A 15,705-nucleotide genomic window follows, 5' to 3' on the forward strand; every position below is an offset into this window, starting at 1 on the left:
CCGCGTCATACCCGGCTTGCGGCCCAGGCCGATCTTCTTGGCCATGGCTCGACGCGCTTCCGAGTAGCTTTCAGCAACCATCGGATAGTCTGATTTCAGACCATAACGATCCCGATATCCTTGTGGCGTGAGCCCGTAGCCGGCAAGATGGCGCCGGAGCGTCTTGTACGGCTTGCCGTCGATCATCGATATGATGTGGTCCTTGGAAGCGAGAGACTTCCTGGCCGACACGGCTGGCGTGTATTCATTCGCCACGTCAGCTGATTTCAGGTGTCGCTCAGCACCCGAAAGCTGGTCAACAGCTCCGTGCATATCCTTCAGAAAGGCGAGAACGTCGGTCTCAGATGCTCGAGTGTTCGGGTTCGCCAGCCAAGCGGTGGTCAGCTGTACCGCAAATTCAATCGTGTCGAAGTTTGGATCGTCCGGGGGGATATCAGCCATTATGTACATACTTTCCTTGGGGAGTGGCTGCGCTGCCATCTAGGCGTCTCCAATTCAAGATTTAACAGACATTAAAGCACTCTAGACGGCGGAGGCTCCTCTCCGATAGTCGGCGAGAAGCGCAGCAAAGCTGCACCATCCGGGTTTTCCTTTGGTAGACCCCGTTCAGCCGATGGAGAGCAGAGCGTCCAAGCCAACCTCGACGATGTGGGGTGGCGTTAGCTCGGCTTTCAACGGATGAAGCCGTTCTTCGTGGCTTCCTCATAATCCTACCAAGAAGATAGGAATTAGGAGGTGCCCAATGACGACTCAGTTCATCAACACACCCGGCCCTGCCAGCCCGCTGGTGATCACCCCGGTTGCAGGCCGCATCGGCGGCGAGGTGCACGGGATTGCGCTTTCCGCCGATCTTGCGCCCGAAATCTACGACGCGCTTCATGCGGCGCTCGCGCGGCACAAGGTGCTGTTCTTCCGCGATCAGCACCAGCTGGACGATGCCGGGCAAGAGGCATTTGCGGCGCGTTTTGGCGATCCTGTGTCGCACCCGACCGTGCCAGTGCGGCAGGGAACGCAGCATATCCTCGACCTCGATTCAACCGACGGACGGGCGGCGAACTCGTGGCATACCGACGTCACCTTCGTCCCGGCTTACCCGGCCGCTTCGATCCTGCGCGGGGTGACCATCCCGGAGGCGGGCGGCGACACGCAATGGGCGAATACGGCCGCTGCTTACGATGCCTTGCCGGAGCCGCTGCGCGTACTGGCGGACACGCTGTGGGCGGTTCACTCCAACGCTTATGATTATGCGGCGCTGCGTCCTGAAACCTCGGCGGAGCGGATCCGCTACCAGCGCGAGGTGTTCGCCCGCGTCGTGCACGAGACCGAGCATCCGGTGGTACGCGTCCATCCGGTAACAGGTGAACGGACGCTGCTGCTTGGCCATTTCGTGCAGCGCTTCGTCGGCCTGGAGCAGGCGGACAGTCTGGCGCTGTTCCAGATCCTTCAGAACCATATCCTCCAGCCGGAAAACATCGTCCGCTGGCGCTGGCGCGAAGGTGATGTGGCCATTTGGGATAATCGCGCTACCCAGCACCGCGCCACGGCCGATTTCGGCCTGCAGCGCCGCACGGTCCGCCGGGTCACCATTGCCGGTGACGTTCCGGTGTCGATCGACGGCCGCCGCAGCCGTGCCATCCGCCCGGAGGCGGACGAGGCGCTGCTGGAGGCTGCAGAATGACCGCCGCCGCCAGCCGCAGCCCGCTCGATTTCCTCTGGTTCCTGCCCTCAGCCGGGGACCAGAGGTATTTGGCGTCCACCGATGGCGCGCGCGCCGCGACGCCGGGCTATCTGAAACAGGTGGCAATCGCCGCGGACCAGCTCGGCTTCTCCGGCGCGCTGATGCCGACCGGATCGCATTGCGCCGATGCATGGATCACTGCTGCCAGCCTCGCCCCCGTGACCGAGCGGTTGCGGCTGCTGGTGGCGCTGCGGCCGGGGCTGACGCTGCCAGCGGAGTCGGTGCGGCAGGCGGTGGCGCTGGATCGCATCAGCGATGGGCGGCTGCTGCTCAACGTCGTTACCGGCGGCAGCAGCGAGCTGCTGGCGCGGGACGGGATCTTCCTCGATCACCGCGAGCGATACGAACAAACCGCCGAGTTCCTCGATATCTTTCGTGCCCTGGGCCGCGGCGAGACGGTGACGCGCGAGGGCAAATACCTGTCGATCCGCAAGGGCCGGCTGGAATTTCCCTTCGTGCAGAAACCGCATGCGCCGATCTGGTTCGGCGGTTCCTCAGACATCGCGCGGGAGATCGCAGCCGAGCATGTCGACGTCTATCTGGCGTGGGGCGAGCCGCCCGCCCAGTTGAAGGACGTGATCGACGACGTGCGCGCCCGTGCGGCGGCGCGCGGGCGCACCATCCGCTTCGGCATACGGCTGCACTTCATCGTGCGCGAGACGGAGGGTGAGGCATGGGATGCGGCGAATGACCTCATCCGCCATGTCACCGACGATGATATCGCCCGCTTTCAGGCCGCTCTGGCGCGCACTGAGTCCGTAGGCCAAGCGCGGATGCGGGACCTTCACAAGGGCAATCGGGCGGATCTGGAGGTCAGCCCGAACCTGTGGGCCGGCATTGGACTGGTGCGGACGGGTGCCGGTACCGCGCTGGTGGGCGACCCCGTAACGGTTGCCGAGCGGCTGGAGGAATATGCCGCGATCGGCATCGATACCGTGATCGGTTCGGGCTATCCGCATCTCGAGGAGGCCTATCGGGTGGCCGAGCTCCTGTTCCCGCATCTCAACCTGGTGAACGGCCCGAAGGCGCAGGAAGCGGCGCCGCAATTCCCCTTCACCACATTGCGGCAGGCCGCCGCGAGCTGAGTGATTGCTCCCCTCCGCCGCAGGGGAGGAGGGGAGCTTTGCCGCCTTATTTCTCCAGCAGTCGTTCCAGTATCTCACCCTCGATCATTGCCAGCCCTGTATCGCCATGGCGGCGCGGTCGGCCTGCCGGGACGGCGCGATCGAGCGTGATCCGCCCACCTTCCATGATCACCACGCGGTTGCCGAGCGTCACCGCCTCGGTCACATCATGCGTCACCAGCAGCGCGGTGAAGCCCTGGTTCAGCCAAACCCGTTCGATTAGCCGCTGCATTTCGATCCGCGTCAACGCGTCGAGCGCGCCGAGCGGCTCGTCTAGCAACAGCAGCCGTGGCCGGCTGACGAGCGCGCGGGCCAGCGCGACGCGCTGGCGTTGGCCGCCGGACAAGCGCGCGGGCCATTCGCCTGCCTTTTCAGTGAGGCCGACGAGCGCAAGCGCTTCGACCGCCTGCTCGCGCTTTTCGGCCGGTGTGCCTTCAGCGCCCACCACGACATTGTCGAGAACGCTGGCCCAGGGCAGCAGCCGCGGTTCCTGAAAGACGACGCGCGTGCGATCGCGATCGGTTTCGATCGTGCCGCCATCGGGCTGCTCCAGCCCGGTAATCGCGCGCAGCAGCGTGCTCTTGCCGCAGCCGGACCGGCCCACGATCGAGACGAAGTCGCCAGCGGCGACATCTAGGTCGAGCGCATCGATCACGCGGTTGCCGCCGAAAGCAATGCCGAGGCCGCGGATCGTGATCGTGGCGCCGCCCTGCACGGCAGGGCGGGCAAGGGTATGGACGGTGGCCATGTCAGCGTGCTCCATAGGCTGGGTTCCAGCGCAGGAAGCGCCGTTCCATCAGGCGAGTGAGGCTGTCGGCGAGCTTGCCGAGGCAGGCGTAGACCAGGATCGCGAGGACGATCACGTCGGTCTGGCTGAACTCGCGGGCCTGGTTCGCCATGTAGCCGATCCCCGAATTAGCCGCGATGGTCTCCGCGACGATCAGCGTCAGCCACATGATGCCCAGCGCGAAGCGCAGGCCGACCAGGATCGACGGCAGCGCCCCAGGCAGGATCACGCGGCGAAACAGCGTCATGCGCCGCATTCCGTACACCCGTCCCATTTCGATCAATCCCGGGTCGACGGAGGTCACACCGTGGTAGGTGTTGAGATAGATCGGGAAGAACACGCCCCACCCGACCAGCAGGATCTTCGCCCCTTCGTCGATCCCGAACCAGAGGATGACGAGTGGAATCAGCGCAAGATGCGGAATGGTCCGGACCGCCTGCAGCGTCGGATCAAGCAGGCGGCGAAGCCCCGGTGACAATGCGGTGGCAAGGCCGAGCGCAAGAGCGATCGTGCCGCCCGCCAGGAGGCCAACCAGCGCGCGTCCCGCGCTGACGCCCAGATTGGCGATCAGCGTGCCGTCGCGGATCAGCTCACCCCCGACATCGATCACAGCGGTGGGAGCGGGGAGGATAGTCGCTGGCAGCGCACCGGTCGTCGAGGCGAGCTGCCAGGTGGCGAGCAGCAGCACGGGCAGGATCGCGGGGGTCCAGCGCGTGCGGGCGAGCCATGAGCCCACTGGGACCCGCGAAGTGGTGCGTGATGGCCCGCGCGGGTTGGCAGGGGCATCGGCGCGCGTCAGGTTGGGCGCGAGACTGGCCATGATCGTCTCCTCAGCTTTTCGGGGTCCAGCCGGTCCAGGCGATCGCGCCGGCATCCAGCTTGCGGTTCAGCACGCCCGCCTCAGTCAAATAATCGGTGACACGCTGCTGGTTCGCGATGTCAGCCGGGGTGACCGGATCGACGACAAAGGCTGCCCCTTTGTAGCGCGCCAGCATCTTCTGCTGGACGGCGAGCGGGAGACGGGTCGCGGTGGCGGACAGCTTGCTCACCGCGTCCAGGTTCGCCCGCGCCCAGGCAGCTTCGTCTCGCAGCGCGTCGAGTGTGGCGGCGATCGCTTCCGGCCGTTCCTTCACTATCGCGCCCCGCGCGATGTAAAAGACGGTGGAGGCAAGGCCGGCCCGGTCGATCGGAATCTCGCGTGCGCCATGGCGCTCCTCGGCGAGCCCCCGGTAGGGATCCCAGGTGATCCAGGCATCGATCGACCCGTTGCTGAACGCGGTCATTGCGTCGCCCGGCGCCAGGTACACCGGCGTCACGTCCTTCAGCGTCAGCCCGTGTTTCTTCAGCGCGATGACTGCGCTGAGCTCGCTGGCCGAGCCCTTGGTGAAGGCGAGGCGCTTGCCCTTGAGGTCAGCGGCGGTGCGCACCGGCGACTGGCGTGGCACGATCAGTCCGCCGGTGATCGCGCTCGGAAAGCTGTGCGTCGCGACATAGACGATGTCCGATCCCGACGCCTGCGCATAGGCGACCGGCGTATCGCCGACTGCGCCGATATCGACTGAGCCTGCGCGCATCGCCTCGATCAAGGGCGGGCCGGAGGGGAATTCCACCCATCGTACCGGCGCAATGCCCTGTGCGGCGAGCGTCTTCTCTACCGCGCCACGCTCCTTCGCCACGAACAGCACGCCGCCCTTCTGGACACCGATCGTCAGGCCCTTGCCTGTGCCTGCGCTGTCGCCCTTGCCGCACGCGGCGAGCATCAGCGCCAGCGTGCCGGCCAGCAATGCACGGCGCCTCATTCCGCTGCCTCCGCCAGCGCGGTCGATTTACGGGCGGGGTGCTCCGGAAAGGGCAGGCCCAGGTTCTCCCGCAGCGTCGTTCCCTCATAGTCCGTGCGGAAGCGGCCGCGGCGGCGCAGCTCGGGCAGCACCTCGGCGATGAAGTCGTCCAAATGGTCCGGCAGGTACGGCGGCATTACGTTGAAGCCATCCGCACCATGGCCATCGAACCAGGATTCAAGCTGGTCGGCGATCTGGCCGGCATCGCCGAAGATCGTCCAATGGCCGCGCGCGCCGGTGACACGCAGGTGAAGCTCGCGGGCGGAAAGGTTTTCCCGCCGCGCCATGTCCAAAAGAAGCGCGGGGCGGCTCTTGCGCCCGTCGACCTGCACCCAATCCGGAAGCGGCTGGTTCTCGTCATGCTCCAGCAGGCGATCGTCCTCGAACAGCCGGGCGAGGAACCGTTTGCCGATCTCGGGATGAACGAGCGCCTGTAGCTCTTCGTACTTCTCGCGGGCGTGGCGCTCGCTGTCGCCTACAACGGCCATGACACCGGGCATGATCTTCAGCGTCTCGGGCCGCCGGCCGTGGCGTGCCATCCGGCGCTTCACATCGGCGTAGAAGTCTGAGGCGGAGGCGAGCGTCTGATGCGCGGTGAACACCACTTCGGCAGTCGCAGCCGCAAGCTCGCGCCCTGGTTCCGACGAACCCGCCTGGACCACGACGGGGTGCCCCTGCGGCGATCGCGGCACGTTGAGCGGTCCGGCAACCGAAAGATGCGGGCCCTTGTGCCCGAGGATGTGGAGCTTTGACGGATCGGCGAAGAGGCCGTTGTCGCGATTGCGTGGAAAGGCATCGTCCTCCCAGCTTTCCCACAATCCCTTTACCACCGCGGCGAATTCGGCGGCGCGGGCATAGCGCACCTCCGGCTCGGGATGCTGCTCCAGCCCGAAGTTCTGCGCTTCGCCCGCCGAGGCGGAAGTGACGAGGTTCCACGCGGCGCGCCCGCCGCTGACATTGTCCAGCGAGGCGAACAGGCGGGCGAGGAGGAACGGCGGATAGTAGGTCGTGGTCGCCGTCGCGACGAGGCCGATGCGCTGCGTACGAGAAGCGATCGCGCTCAGCAGGGTGATTGGTTCGAACCCGGCGACGCCCGCCATGCGTGCGATGCTCTCCGGATCGTCCCGATCGACGAAGCCGCCCTGGCTATCGGCCAGGAACATCATGTCGAACTTCGCCGCTTCGGCCTTCTGCGCGAGCGAGACGTAATGCTCGATGTCGACGCCTGCGTCCTTGGCAGCGCGCGGGTGCCTCCACGCGGCGACATGGTGGCCCGTCGCCATCAGGAAAGCGCCAAAGCGGATCGTGTCGGTGCGTTTAGTCATGGTTGTTCTCCCGGTCAGAGACGGTGACGCAAGGTGAGGCCAAAGGTGCGCGGATCGCCGGGCTGCCCGTAGAAGACGGCGCCGTTCTCGCTGATGCCCTTGGAGTAGAAATACAGCTTGTTCAGCAGGTTGCGGGACCACAGGGACGCTTCCCAGCGACCATCCTTGCCGCGTACGCCGAGCCGCGCGTTGAGGAGGCCAAAGCCATCCACCAGCGAGAAGCGGCTGAGATTGTACGTCGTGTAGAAGGACGAACGGTACGCATAGTCCGCGCCGATGAAGCCGGTGACGGTGTCGCTGAGCGGCGCGTCATAACTGGCGCCCGCCGACCAGGCCCATCGCGGGGCGGCGGGCAGGCGGCGCCCGGACAGGTCGCAGACCGTGGGCCGCCCTGGCGCGCGTATCTCAAACGGGCATTGCGCGTTGGAATAGCGGCGGTATTCGGCCGGGTTCCAGGTGCCGCTGGCGTAAAGCGACAGACCCGCGACGGGACGCGCCCGCAAATCGCCCTCGATGCCATAGGATCTGACATCGCCGACGTTGGCGATATATGCACGTGGCGGCACCACGCTCGCGTCGACGATCGTCGACTGATAATTCGAGACGTCGGTCAGGAATGCCGAGAAATTGGCTGTGAGGCGCCGGTCGAGCCATTCGCTTTTCAGGCCGACCTCGTAATTGTCGACCTTCTCCGGCGAGACCACTGCGAGATCCAGCAGCGGCGCACCGTCCGGAGATAGCGGCAGTGTGGCGAAATTCAGCCCGCCGGATTTCTGCCCACGCGCATAGGTGACATAGACCAGCGCGTCCTCGCCCAACTTGCCCGACAGGCTCGCCATGCCGGAAAGGTCGCCCCAGCTGCGATCGAGATCGTAACGCGCATAAATGGGCGTGTAGGCGTTGCGCAGCGCGATCTGCGCGGGGGTTAGCGTCGTAAGCCGCGACCCGCCGCCGCGGACCTGCTCGTAGAAGCCGTATTTGCGCTCATGCGTGTACCGCAGGCCAACCGTCAGATCCACCGCGTCGGTCAGGTGCCAGACTCCCTGGCCGAATGCCGCAACGCTTGTCGTCTTCGGCTCCGACGACGCGTAAGTATAAGTGCCTTCCAGCGTGGCGCGGCGTTGTGCCCGCGTCAGGCCGGACGTGCCCGGTGCGATAAGGAATTCGCCCGCGTCACGGCCATATTCGTTGATGAACCAGCCGGGAATTTTCTGGTGGAAGGCGTAGAGGCCCGCCACCCAGTCGATCGTCTGCCGCCCGTTGGAGGCCAAGCGGAATTCCTGGCTGAACTGTCGCTGGCGATCATACTGATTGCCCTCCAGCGATATGTTGAGGGCCGAATAATCTGGGTCGTTGCGTGGTGTCCAATTCCAGAACCGCGCCGCGGAGACGGAGGTCAGCGTAGCCCCGCCGAAATCATATTCCGCGTTTACCTGCACGCCGCCCTGTTCCATGCGGATCGGGCCCAGCCAGTCGCTGTCGGTGATGCGATCCTTGGGGTCGGCGAGCGGCGGGGTGTAGCCGAACTGCGCGATCCGCTGGGCATAGTTGAACGCGATCGGCGCGCCATTGTCATAAGCAGCGAGTGATCCGAGCAACACCGGAACGCAGCAATTCTGCTCCTGCCGGGCATAATCGCCGATGACGCGCACGGTCAGCGCTTCAGTCGGCGTGAACAACAGTTGCCCGCGCACGGTATAGTTCTGAAAATCGTGGACGCGGCGATCCTGGAAGATGTTGCGCAGGAAGCCGTCGCGCTTGGTCGCCTCGAACGAAAGGCGGCCGGCGACGTTCTTCGCCACTGGTCCGGAAAGCGTTCCGCGCGCCTGGAACAGCCCGTAATTGCCGACCGAAACGTCCCCCGATGCCTCCGGCGTGAAGCTGGGCCGCTTGGTGGTGACGACGATTGCACCGGCCGTAGTGTTGCGGCCGAACAGGGTGCCTTGCGGTCCACGCAGGATCTCGACCCGATCGAGATCTACCAGGTCAAAGCCGGATTGGCCGACCCGCGCGTAATAAACGTCGTCGACGTAGAAGCCGACGCCAAGGTCCAGCCCGTTGTTCGCCGTGGCGACGTTCGATCCCAGGCCGCGGATGTTTACCGTCACGTTGCGCGGGTTCGAGGTATAGACCGTCAGGCTCGGCACCTCCTGATAGATCTGCTGGAGGTGATAGGCACCTTTCTGCTCCAGCGCCTCGCCGCCCAGGACGCTGATAGCGAGCGGCACGTCCTGTATGCTCTCCGCGCGGCGCCGCGCGGTGACGAGAATGTCGGAACCACTGTCGGAGGGGACGGTGGATGGGGTTGTGGTTGCGGGGTCGTTGCTCGAGGCGGCCGCCTCCGACGCAGGTCGAAGAGTGACCGAGGCGTCGGCGGTATGAATGGATGGCGCAGAAATGCTGCCTGCGCTGGCCAGCAGCCAGGCAGTGAGGGGCAGGGGCATCGCGATATGGTCCCTTTTATCGATCTATAATCGGCGCGCACGCTCGTTGCCCGCCGGTCATGCTGGCGAGTGGGCGGGCGCTGACGATGAAGGCGTGAAGCGGCCTAGCGCGGCGGGTCGACCATGCTCGTTCTCCCGAGATGCGGGGACACGCGCCGTGCCGCCAGTCGACACGCCGGGTGCGCTTTAGCCGTTGGTAACGCGGAGCAAGCTGATCCCATCAAATTGCCGCGAGCCGCAGTCGGGCGACCTCCGTTCAATCCATACTGAACCAGTAGGAATTAACGGCAAGATAGCTTTGGTTCATCGGTCTAGAGATCTACTTCGCCAGATATCAGGTCGCCGGCAGCGGGGCGAAAGCCCTGTTTATTGGGACGGCCCCATGCCACCTGTCTTGTCCGCGTTGTAATCTGCGGCCCCCTTATGAGGGGTGACCCAGGCGTAGCTGAAGGGCCACCGAAGAGCAGTTACTGCCAGCCTGCTTCCGTAATGCGCGCCGGAGCAAGAGTGGCCGAAGTTGGATGGAAGCTGATCGTTCTAGAATGTCGCCGTGGCATTCAGGGACAGATAGCGCGTCCACCGTCCAGCGGGCGCGTTCGGTGCCTCCTTCAGGAACCTGCCTTTCGCCAACAGCACGGCGTCCACTTCCAAGCGCAGCCAAGGCGTGAGGAGGTGCCGGAGGCGACCATCCACCTGCGTGCCGGCAAAGCTACCGGCGCGACCCGTGGGGTCGCGCACGCCGGTAGATGCGAAGCTGTCCTCACGCGCTGCGAGCCACATCGGGTGAAGCGTTGCCATCAGGTCGGTGCGCTTGTCAGGCGCGGCCTCGACGCGAATACCGGCGCTGATGATATTGCTGCGCGCGATGGCATTATAGAGGCCGGCCGGCGCCAGATCGGCCCGCCGCATGCCAAACAGCGTGTCGAACCGATTGTACGCACCGCCCGGCCTGTCTCCGCTGGCGTGATCATACTCGACCGAGACCCGCGTCTTCCATGAATCGCCAAAGGTGTAACCAGTGTCGGCATGCACGAACCAGGCCCGCACGGGCTGGGTGCGAGCCATCGGAGCGACGCTGGCGGAGACATCGCCCCGTTGCACGATCAACTCCAGTTCGCCATCAAGCCGCGCCGGCGCGGAGTCCCGGACGAGCCGTAAGCTGACGGTGTAGAGGGAGCGGTCGCGGGTCGGACGGTCTGGCGTATCCCGCTCGCCCAGGTGGAAAAAGGAGCCCTCGAGCGTCACCGGGCCAATAGCGCGCGCGCGGCTGACCAGGCCGCCCCAGAGGACAAGATCGAAGCCTTCGTGATCGAGACCCACGGCGTTGCGGCGCAGGCGAGCAAGATCGTCAGGGCGGCGCTGTTGCGGAAGCGTGTACAGCAGCGTGAAATTCCAGCCGCCAGGCCAAACGAAATCGGCTTTCAGCCCGGTGTAACCGTTCGTCGTATTCCGGTAGTCGTCGGCCGCTACGAGGCGCCGGGAGCCGACGTTCATTACGAACCTGCCGCCCGCGACGGTCGCACTGCTGCCTGCGCCTAAGGGTTCGGGCACCTTGATTTCGGCGAAAGCTTGAACGAGTTCGAGAGCGTTCACCTCTGCGGTCGAGACCGGCGTCCCTCCATCGTCATCGTAAATTCGGCTGTCCCACAGCTCTCCAACAAGGCGGAAAGGGCCATCTCTGTACTGCGCGAGGAGCGTCGTCCGTAGGTTGACCAAGTCGTCGGCTTCATTGAAGCCGGCACGCGGCTGCCCATCGATTGCCTCGGCACGAAGCCGCACCGATCCTGCGATGGAGAGCCCCTCGGCGGGCTCGCTTTGTGCGGCACCAGGCCCAGCCCAAGGCAGCATGCTGACCGCTATTGCCCAGCAGCAAATTTGTATCAGCCGGTTTGCCGGGCACAGAAAAACAGGAAGTATAGTGTCAGGCATGGCGCGACCAAGAAGTGTTGGGTTGGATGCGATGCTTTGGCTGACGCCTCATGGGGTGACCGCAAGCCCCATGTAGTCAATCAGCCATTATCGTAAAATCTTGTCAATCATCTACGCAGTGGCAGCCTCGCCAGCTCAGGCGGCATTTAGATCGCGCGAGTAGCAGAAGCTCCTTCGTCGCACATGGCAATGTTGCGACTGCGGGCGGCTGCCTTGCCTCGCAGTACCTCGCCACGTGGATGATCGCCCGAGGCGCTTCGATGCAAGATGCCAAGGAAGCCATGCACTATGTCGCGCCAGTGGGTGAAAAGGCGCTCTACGTGAATCAGGCGGTGTCGGTAGTTTCACCCTTCATCACGCCAAAGGTTGCGGCTGCCGCTTGACCGCCCATACGACGGACGGCCGCTTTCCGCAGCTGTCTGGAGCCTTCAGAACGGTCACAACTGGGGCGCTTCCTGCCTGTCCGCTCTCGGAATCGCCCCATCGCGCAAGAACGGCCTAGATTGGGTGGAAATCGGACGTGGGCTAACCAAGGCCGATAGCTGTCAAAGCCCGCTCGCCACTGTCGAAAGTTTTCCACTCGTATTCGACAACAGCACCGGGTGGATAGGACCACACCTCGGTTTCCGGCACCTCGCCATCTATCCGGTAGGTGCCACCGGGCAGAGGTGAGGCTTCCAGCTTCTACGCTGAGCTGAAAGGCTGGCAGGGCACCATTGGATCGTTCCTCGGCTTTATTGCCGGCGCACTCGTCAACTTTCGTCTAAACCGCCGACGTGACGAGCGGCTGAGGGGCGAGGAGGTCGTCGCTATCGCCTATGCCCTCTGTGGTGAGATGGAGCTGATACGGCGCAGCGTTGCGCGCATGGCCAACGCGATTGGGGCTCGTCACTTCCAGTATGGGTTCGGCGGCAGGGAGGGCGAGCCCTACGCCGAGTACTTCGCCACCTCATCGCGCCCGCGCCGCAATGGAATGGTCCTGCGGCCGGCGCGTACGTTGGACAAGGTGGCGCTCCGGTCGTATCCGGAAGAGGGATGAGCAGAGTCGTGGAACCGGAGCTGAGGCGAAAGGATTGGTCCACAACCCGGTTCATTGACTGGTAACCGGGTCGGGCCTAGATAGGTTCTGGAGATGAGCATGCGACAGGTCTGCTACTACGACCCCGCCGAACGGCAGAGGGAGAAGGAGCGCTCCAGGGCATCCGATGCTGCTGCCCTGAGCAGCGGCTTCGTATCGCGTCGTGATCTTTCGGCCCGGAACGGCTTCTTCTCGTCGCTTCAGGTCATCGATTCGGCCGTGATCTGCCAAGAGGTCTTCGCCTGAACAAAGGCGTACTGCCGCCAGAGGTGGTGTATGATCTCGCCAGCATACTGCAGCTGAGCGACAAGGCGTTCATTGTCGGCGGACAGGCACTCAATCTCTGCATACCACGATCCGGCGCGTTTGGACGGCCTTTGGGTTACAACCGCACCGATCGGAGACATTCAAGCTGTTGAGCGATCCGCTGTTCGTCGGCAAGGTCCGCGACATCGTCGGGCTCTACTTGTCGCCGCCCAACCGCGCACTCGTGCTCAGCGTCGACGAGAAGTCGCAGATCCAGGCGCTCGACCGCGAGCAGCCGATCCTGCGGATGATGCCCGGCATGCCCGAGTGCCGCACCCACAGCTACGTTCGCCACGGCACAACGTAGCTGTTCGCGGCGCTCGACATCGCCTCGGGCTTCGTCACCGGCAAATGCTACAAGCGCCATCGTTCGTCCGAGTTTCTCGACTTCCTCAAGCAGATCGACGCGCGGGTTGCTCGGGACCTCGATATCCATATCGTCATAGATAATTACGCAACCCACAAGACCGTGCTGGCCCGGGCATGGCTCGCTCGTTGACCGCATTACCACGTCCACTTCACGCCAACGTCAGCATCGTGGATCAAACAGGTGGAGCGCTGGTTCGCCGAGCTTACCCGCAAGCATTTGCGCCGTTGCGATAGTTTAGTAACCCGGTTCGAAGACAAGTTCCCGGCGGTCATGTTGAACGGCTAAGGCGACAGGGAAGGGTGTCGTTGTAAAAACGCGGCACCCTCTCGGCAGCGTGTTCATTGCCACCTTAGAAACACAAGGGCGACGACCGCTACCGCCGGCTCCGCCGAAGTGGCGGTGGATAGCTGGACCCGTCTGGCCCACTGGATCAGGACCAACCAGCCGCAACTCGAGCATCTTCTTCCCTATTCGACGCGGTGGACACCCAAGGAAATGGCCGCCGCTCGCATCAGCAGCTAAAGGAGGAACTGGGCCTCGATCACTTCGAGGGCAGATCCTGGACCGGATTACACCGACATGCCTTGATGACGATGATCGCCTACGCCTTCCTCCAATCCCGCCGCCTTATGGCAGCGGGACGGAAAAAAAGAGTCGGGGGTCCCCCGCCACAGCCGAGCATGCCGGCCATCAGGCAAGCGATCCTCAACCTCTTCGCCCAGCCGCCGCCACTGCGCTGCCCTCACTGTGACAAGCGTCTCGCGGACGCCGTCAATCTGAGAGTGCCAAAGTAGTACTAGCAGGGCCGCGAATGGAATTCGACTGTTGCGCCGAAATCAGCATGAAAACGGAGATGGCTTTACGTTAAGGTCTGAGGGCTGTCCGCAAAGGCAGCCTTGCTCGCTGAACAAGCCTTCTACTTGGCAGTTCAACGGCGGTATCTACGAATCGATTTCGCGATGATCACAATCTATCTTGACCGTTAGAACGCGGAGGCCAAAAGCATTGCAGGCAGACTTCCCCGATGCGGATGCAGTGGCAGCGCTTGAAGCGGCTGAGGCTGTGCTTACCGCGGATCCCTTGCACCTCCAAGCCCTCCAGGTATCCGCCGCTGCCCTTCGATCGCTCGGGAGGCACGACGCTGCGGAACGCTCCGAGGCAGCACTGATCTCGCGGCTGCGGGAACTGCCCGGCGTCGCTGCTGCTACTGAAGCGCTGTCAGGCGGTCGATCGGCGGAAGCTCAGCAAGTTTTGTCGCTTCACTTGCGCGAGCATCTTAACAATCCGGTAGCCCTCGAGATGCTCGCTGGATTAGCGCTTCGGATGGGCCAGTTGGGCAATGCAGAGGCCCTGCTGCGCCGAGCGCTGACCTGCGCGCCCGGCTATGTCGCATCGCGTAAGACGCTCGTCCGCCTTTTGCGGCACCAGAACCGCTGGGACGAAGCAATCGCGTTGCTGGACGACGGTTTGACGTCTGCAACAAACGCGGCCGAGCTGCTGTATTTGAAGTCCGCGCTGCTTGGCCGCGTCGGCCGTGTCGAGGAGGCGTTAAGCGCAAGCTTTGCAAGTGTTGCGCTCGCACCGGACAACGCAGTCACGTGGCTCAGCCACACTCGCTTGCTGGCGCAGGTCGGGCGGCGAGCGGAAGCTGGCGAGGGCGCGCGCCGTGCAATAGCCGTCAATCCGGAGTTCGGACCTGCGTGGTGGACTCTGGCTGATCTAGATCCCGCCGCTGTGACAGACGCTGACATTTCTGCTATGACTACCGTCGTCAAACGTTCGGACGCGGAGGATCGTTTCGGTATTCCGATCCATTTCGCACTCGGTCGAGCGTGGGAGCACCGGGGCGACGGCGCGATGTCGTTCGCCTGCTATGCTGAAGGCCATCGGCTACGCCGGCTCCGGGTACCTCACGATGCGCAGGCCATTTCTCGCGCTATTCGAGACGATGCCCGGTCGTTCGATGCCTCGTTCTTCCGCAGCCGCGCGGGATATGGGACTTCGAGCGCTGCGCCGATCTTCATCGTTGGTATGCATCGGTCTGGCTCGAGCCTTGTCGAGCAAATCCTGGCTAGTCATCCGGACGTGGAAGGGCTCGCGGAACTTCCGCATTTGATGCAGATCGCCCAACGTTTCGGCGTACGAGAAAGGGAATACGGCGGGACTTACGAGCAGGTTGCGAGGCTCGACGCCAAACAAGCGTCGGCGCTCGGAGAATACTATCTCGCCGGAGTTAAGCCATACCGGCGCAGCAATCGTCCGCGCTTTACCGACAAAATGCCGGGCAACTGGCGCCATATCGCTCTGATCCAATCGATACTTCCTAATGCGAAGATCATAGAAGTACGGCGCGATCCGCTAGATTGCTGCATTTCAAACTTCTGCCGCTATTTTGCGAATGGCCAAGGTCATGCCGACGACCTGGACGATCTCGGTCGGTACTATCGTGACTATGTGACCTTCATGGACCAGCTTAATTCTGCGCTGCCGGGGAGAGTCCACAGAGTGACCTACGAGCGGCTGGTCGACGATCTTGAAACTGAGGTTCGGCACCTGCTCACGGCCTGTGACCTCGACTTTGACGCGCGCTGTCTCCGCTTCTTCGAGACGGAGCGGCCTGTGCGGACACCTAGTGCGCAACAGGTGCGCAAGCCGATCAACCGCGAAGGGATCGGCCGCGCAGAGTTGTTCGGGCCATGGCTTGCGCCACTTCGTGAGGCGCTCGCCCGCTAGCTACGCCGGCGCAAAACCGGCGAGCTTCGCGAG

At 63.8% G+C, this 15,705-nt stretch carries 12 protein-coding genes and 3 pseudogenes; 8 read left to right on the top strand and 7 right to left on the bottom strand.

Annotation, left to right across the window (positions count from 1 at the left end):
* Window positions 1-441, bottom strand: a 441-nt coding sequence (locus K0S66_RS14930; RefSeq protein WP_301076262.1) for a MucR family transcriptional regulator, incomplete at its 3' end; no start/stop codon positions are given.
* Between the two features lie 301 nt (window positions 442-742).
* Between K0S66_RS14930 and K0S66_RS14935 the strand changes: the two genes are divergently transcribed.
* Window positions 743-1,678, top strand: a complete 936-nt coding sequence (locus tag K0S66_RS14935) for a TauD/TfdA family dioxygenase (protein ID WP_301076263.1) — start codon at window positions 743-745, stop codon at window positions 1,676-1,678.
* The gene (gene ssuD / locus K0S66_RS14940) at window positions 1,675-2,823 is read left to right on the top strand and encodes an FMNH2-dependent alkanesulfonate monooxygenase (RefSeq protein WP_301076264.1); all 1,149 of its coding nucleotides are present in this window, start codon (window positions 1,675-1,677) and stop codon (window positions 2,821-2,823) included. The genes K0S66_RS14935 and ssuD overlap by 4 nt, the downstream gene beginning before the upstream one ends.
* A gap of 46 nt (window positions 2,824-2,869) precedes the next feature.
* Here ssuD and K0S66_RS14945 read toward each other — a convergent pair whose 3' ends face one another.
* From K0S66_RS14945 to K0S66_RS14970, 6 genes are all read right to left on the bottom strand, one after another.
* On the bottom strand, window positions 2,870-3,610 hold the full coding sequence (locus tag K0S66_RS14945; RefSeq protein WP_301076265.1) for an ATP-binding cassette domain-containing protein: 741 nt from the start codon (window positions 3,608-3,610) through the stop codon (window positions 2,870-2,872).
* Window position 3,611: 1 nt separating this feature from the next.
* Complete coding sequence (locus K0S66_RS14950) at window positions 3,612-4,469, bottom strand: ABC transporter permease subunit (RefSeq protein WP_301076266.1); 858 nt, start codon at window positions 4,467-4,469, stop codon at window positions 3,612-3,614.
* 10 nt (window positions 4,470-4,479) lie between these two features.
* Window positions 4,480-5,448 (bottom strand): aliphatic sulfonate ABC transporter substrate-binding protein, encoded by a 969-nt coding sequence (locus K0S66_RS14955; protein WP_301076267.1) that lies wholly within the window; start codon window positions 5,446-5,448, stop codon window positions 4,480-4,482.
* The gene (locus tag K0S66_RS14960) at window positions 5,445-6,812 is read right to left on the bottom strand and encodes an LLM class flavin-dependent oxidoreductase (protein ID WP_301076268.1); all 1,368 of its coding nucleotides are present in this window, start codon (window positions 6,810-6,812) and stop codon (window positions 5,445-5,447) included. The genes K0S66_RS14955 and K0S66_RS14960 overlap by 4 nt, the downstream gene beginning before the upstream one ends.
* Before the next feature lie 14 nt (window positions 6,813-6,826).
* Window positions 6,827-9,256, bottom strand: a complete 2,430-nt coding sequence (locus K0S66_RS14965; RefSeq protein ID WP_301076269.1) for a TonB-dependent receptor — start codon at window positions 9,254-9,256, stop codon at window positions 6,827-6,829.
* Window positions 9,257-9,793: 537 nt separating this feature from the next.
* Window positions 9,794-11,104: an alginate export family protein gene (locus K0S66_RS14970; protein ID WP_301076270.1), complete on the bottom strand. Its 1,311-nt coding sequence runs from the start codon at window positions 11,102-11,104 to the stop codon at window positions 9,794-9,796.
* Between the two features lie 248 nt (window positions 11,105-11,352).
* On the opposite strand from K0S66_RS14970, the pseudogene K0S66_RS14975 reads away from it, so the two are divergent.
* The 6 genes and pseudogenes from K0S66_RS14975 to K0S66_RS15000 form a co-directional block, all read left to right on the top strand.
* Window positions 11,353-11,568 (top strand): annotated as a pseudogene (locus K0S66_RS14975) (AraC family transcriptional regulator); the annotation flags it as partial.
* Window positions 11,569-11,837: 269 nt separating this feature from the next.
* On the top strand, window positions 11,838-12,224 hold the full coding sequence (locus K0S66_RS14980) for a hypothetical protein (RefSeq protein WP_301076271.1): 387 nt from the start codon (window positions 11,838-11,840) through the stop codon (window positions 12,222-12,224).
* Between the two features lie 93 nt (window positions 12,225-12,317).
* Complete coding sequence (locus K0S66_RS14985) at window positions 12,318-12,509, top strand: hypothetical protein (protein ID WP_301076272.1); 192 nt, start codon at window positions 12,318-12,320, stop codon at window positions 12,507-12,509.
* A gap of 100 nt (window positions 12,510-12,609) precedes the next feature.
* A pseudogene (locus K0S66_RS14990) lies at window positions 12,610-13,164 on the top strand (IS630 family transposase); the annotation flags it as partial.
* 278 nt (window positions 13,165-13,442) lie between these two features.
* A pseudogene (locus K0S66_RS14995) lies at window positions 13,443-13,690 on the top strand (IS701 family transposase); the annotation flags it as partial.
* Window positions 13,691-13,944: 254 nt separating this feature from the next.
* Window positions 13,945-15,672, top strand: a complete 1,728-nt coding sequence (locus K0S66_RS15000) for a tetratricopeptide repeat-containing sulfotransferase family protein (protein ID WP_301076273.1) — start codon at window positions 13,945-13,947, stop codon at window positions 15,670-15,672.
* The last annotated feature ends 33 nt before the right edge of the window (window positions 15,673-15,705 follow it).

This window comes from Sphingomonas sp. (assembly GCF_029239295.1).
Classification (GTDB): Bacteria; Pseudomonadota; Alphaproteobacteria; order Sphingomonadales; family Sphingomonadaceae; genus Sphingomonas.

What these genes read in the sequence shown, in the direction of transcription:
- K0S66_RS14965 (WP_301076269.1), bottom strand. Translation starts at nt 9,256, where the DNA reads ATGCCCCTGCCCCTCACTGCCTGGCTGCTGGCCAGCGCAGGCAGCATT.
- K0S66_RS14935 (WP_301076263.1), top strand. Translation starts at nt 743, where the DNA reads ATGACGACTCAGTTCATCAACACACCCGGCCCTGCCAGCCCGCTGGTG.
- ssuD (WP_301076264.1), top strand. Translation starts at nt 1,675, where the DNA reads ATGACCGCCGCCGCCAGCCGCAGCCCGCTCGATTTCCTCTGGTTCCTG.
- K0S66_RS14960 (WP_301076268.1), bottom strand. Translation starts at nt 6,812, where the DNA reads ATGACTAAACGCACCGACACGATCCGCTTTGGCGCTTTCCTGATGGCG.
- K0S66_RS14985 (WP_301076272.1), top strand. Translation starts at nt 12,318, where the DNA reads ATGAGCATGCGACAGGTCTGCTACTACGACCCCGCCGAACGGCAGAGG.
- K0S66_RS14950 (WP_301076266.1), bottom strand. Translation starts at nt 4,469, where the DNA reads ATGGCCAGTCTCGCGCCCAACCTGACGCGCGCCGATGCCCCTGCCAAC.
- K0S66_RS14970 (WP_301076270.1), bottom strand. Translation starts at nt 11,104, where the DNA reads ATGCTGCCTTGGGCTGGGCCTGGTGCCGCACAAAGCGAGCCCGCCGAG.
- K0S66_RS14945 (WP_301076265.1), bottom strand. Translation starts at nt 3,610, where the DNA reads ATGGCCACCGTCCATACCCTTGCCCGCCCTGCCGTGCAGGGCGGCGCC.
- K0S66_RS14955 (WP_301076267.1), bottom strand. Translation starts at nt 5,448, where the DNA reads ATGAGGCGCCGTGCATTGCTGGCCGGCACGCTGGCGCTGATGCTCGCC.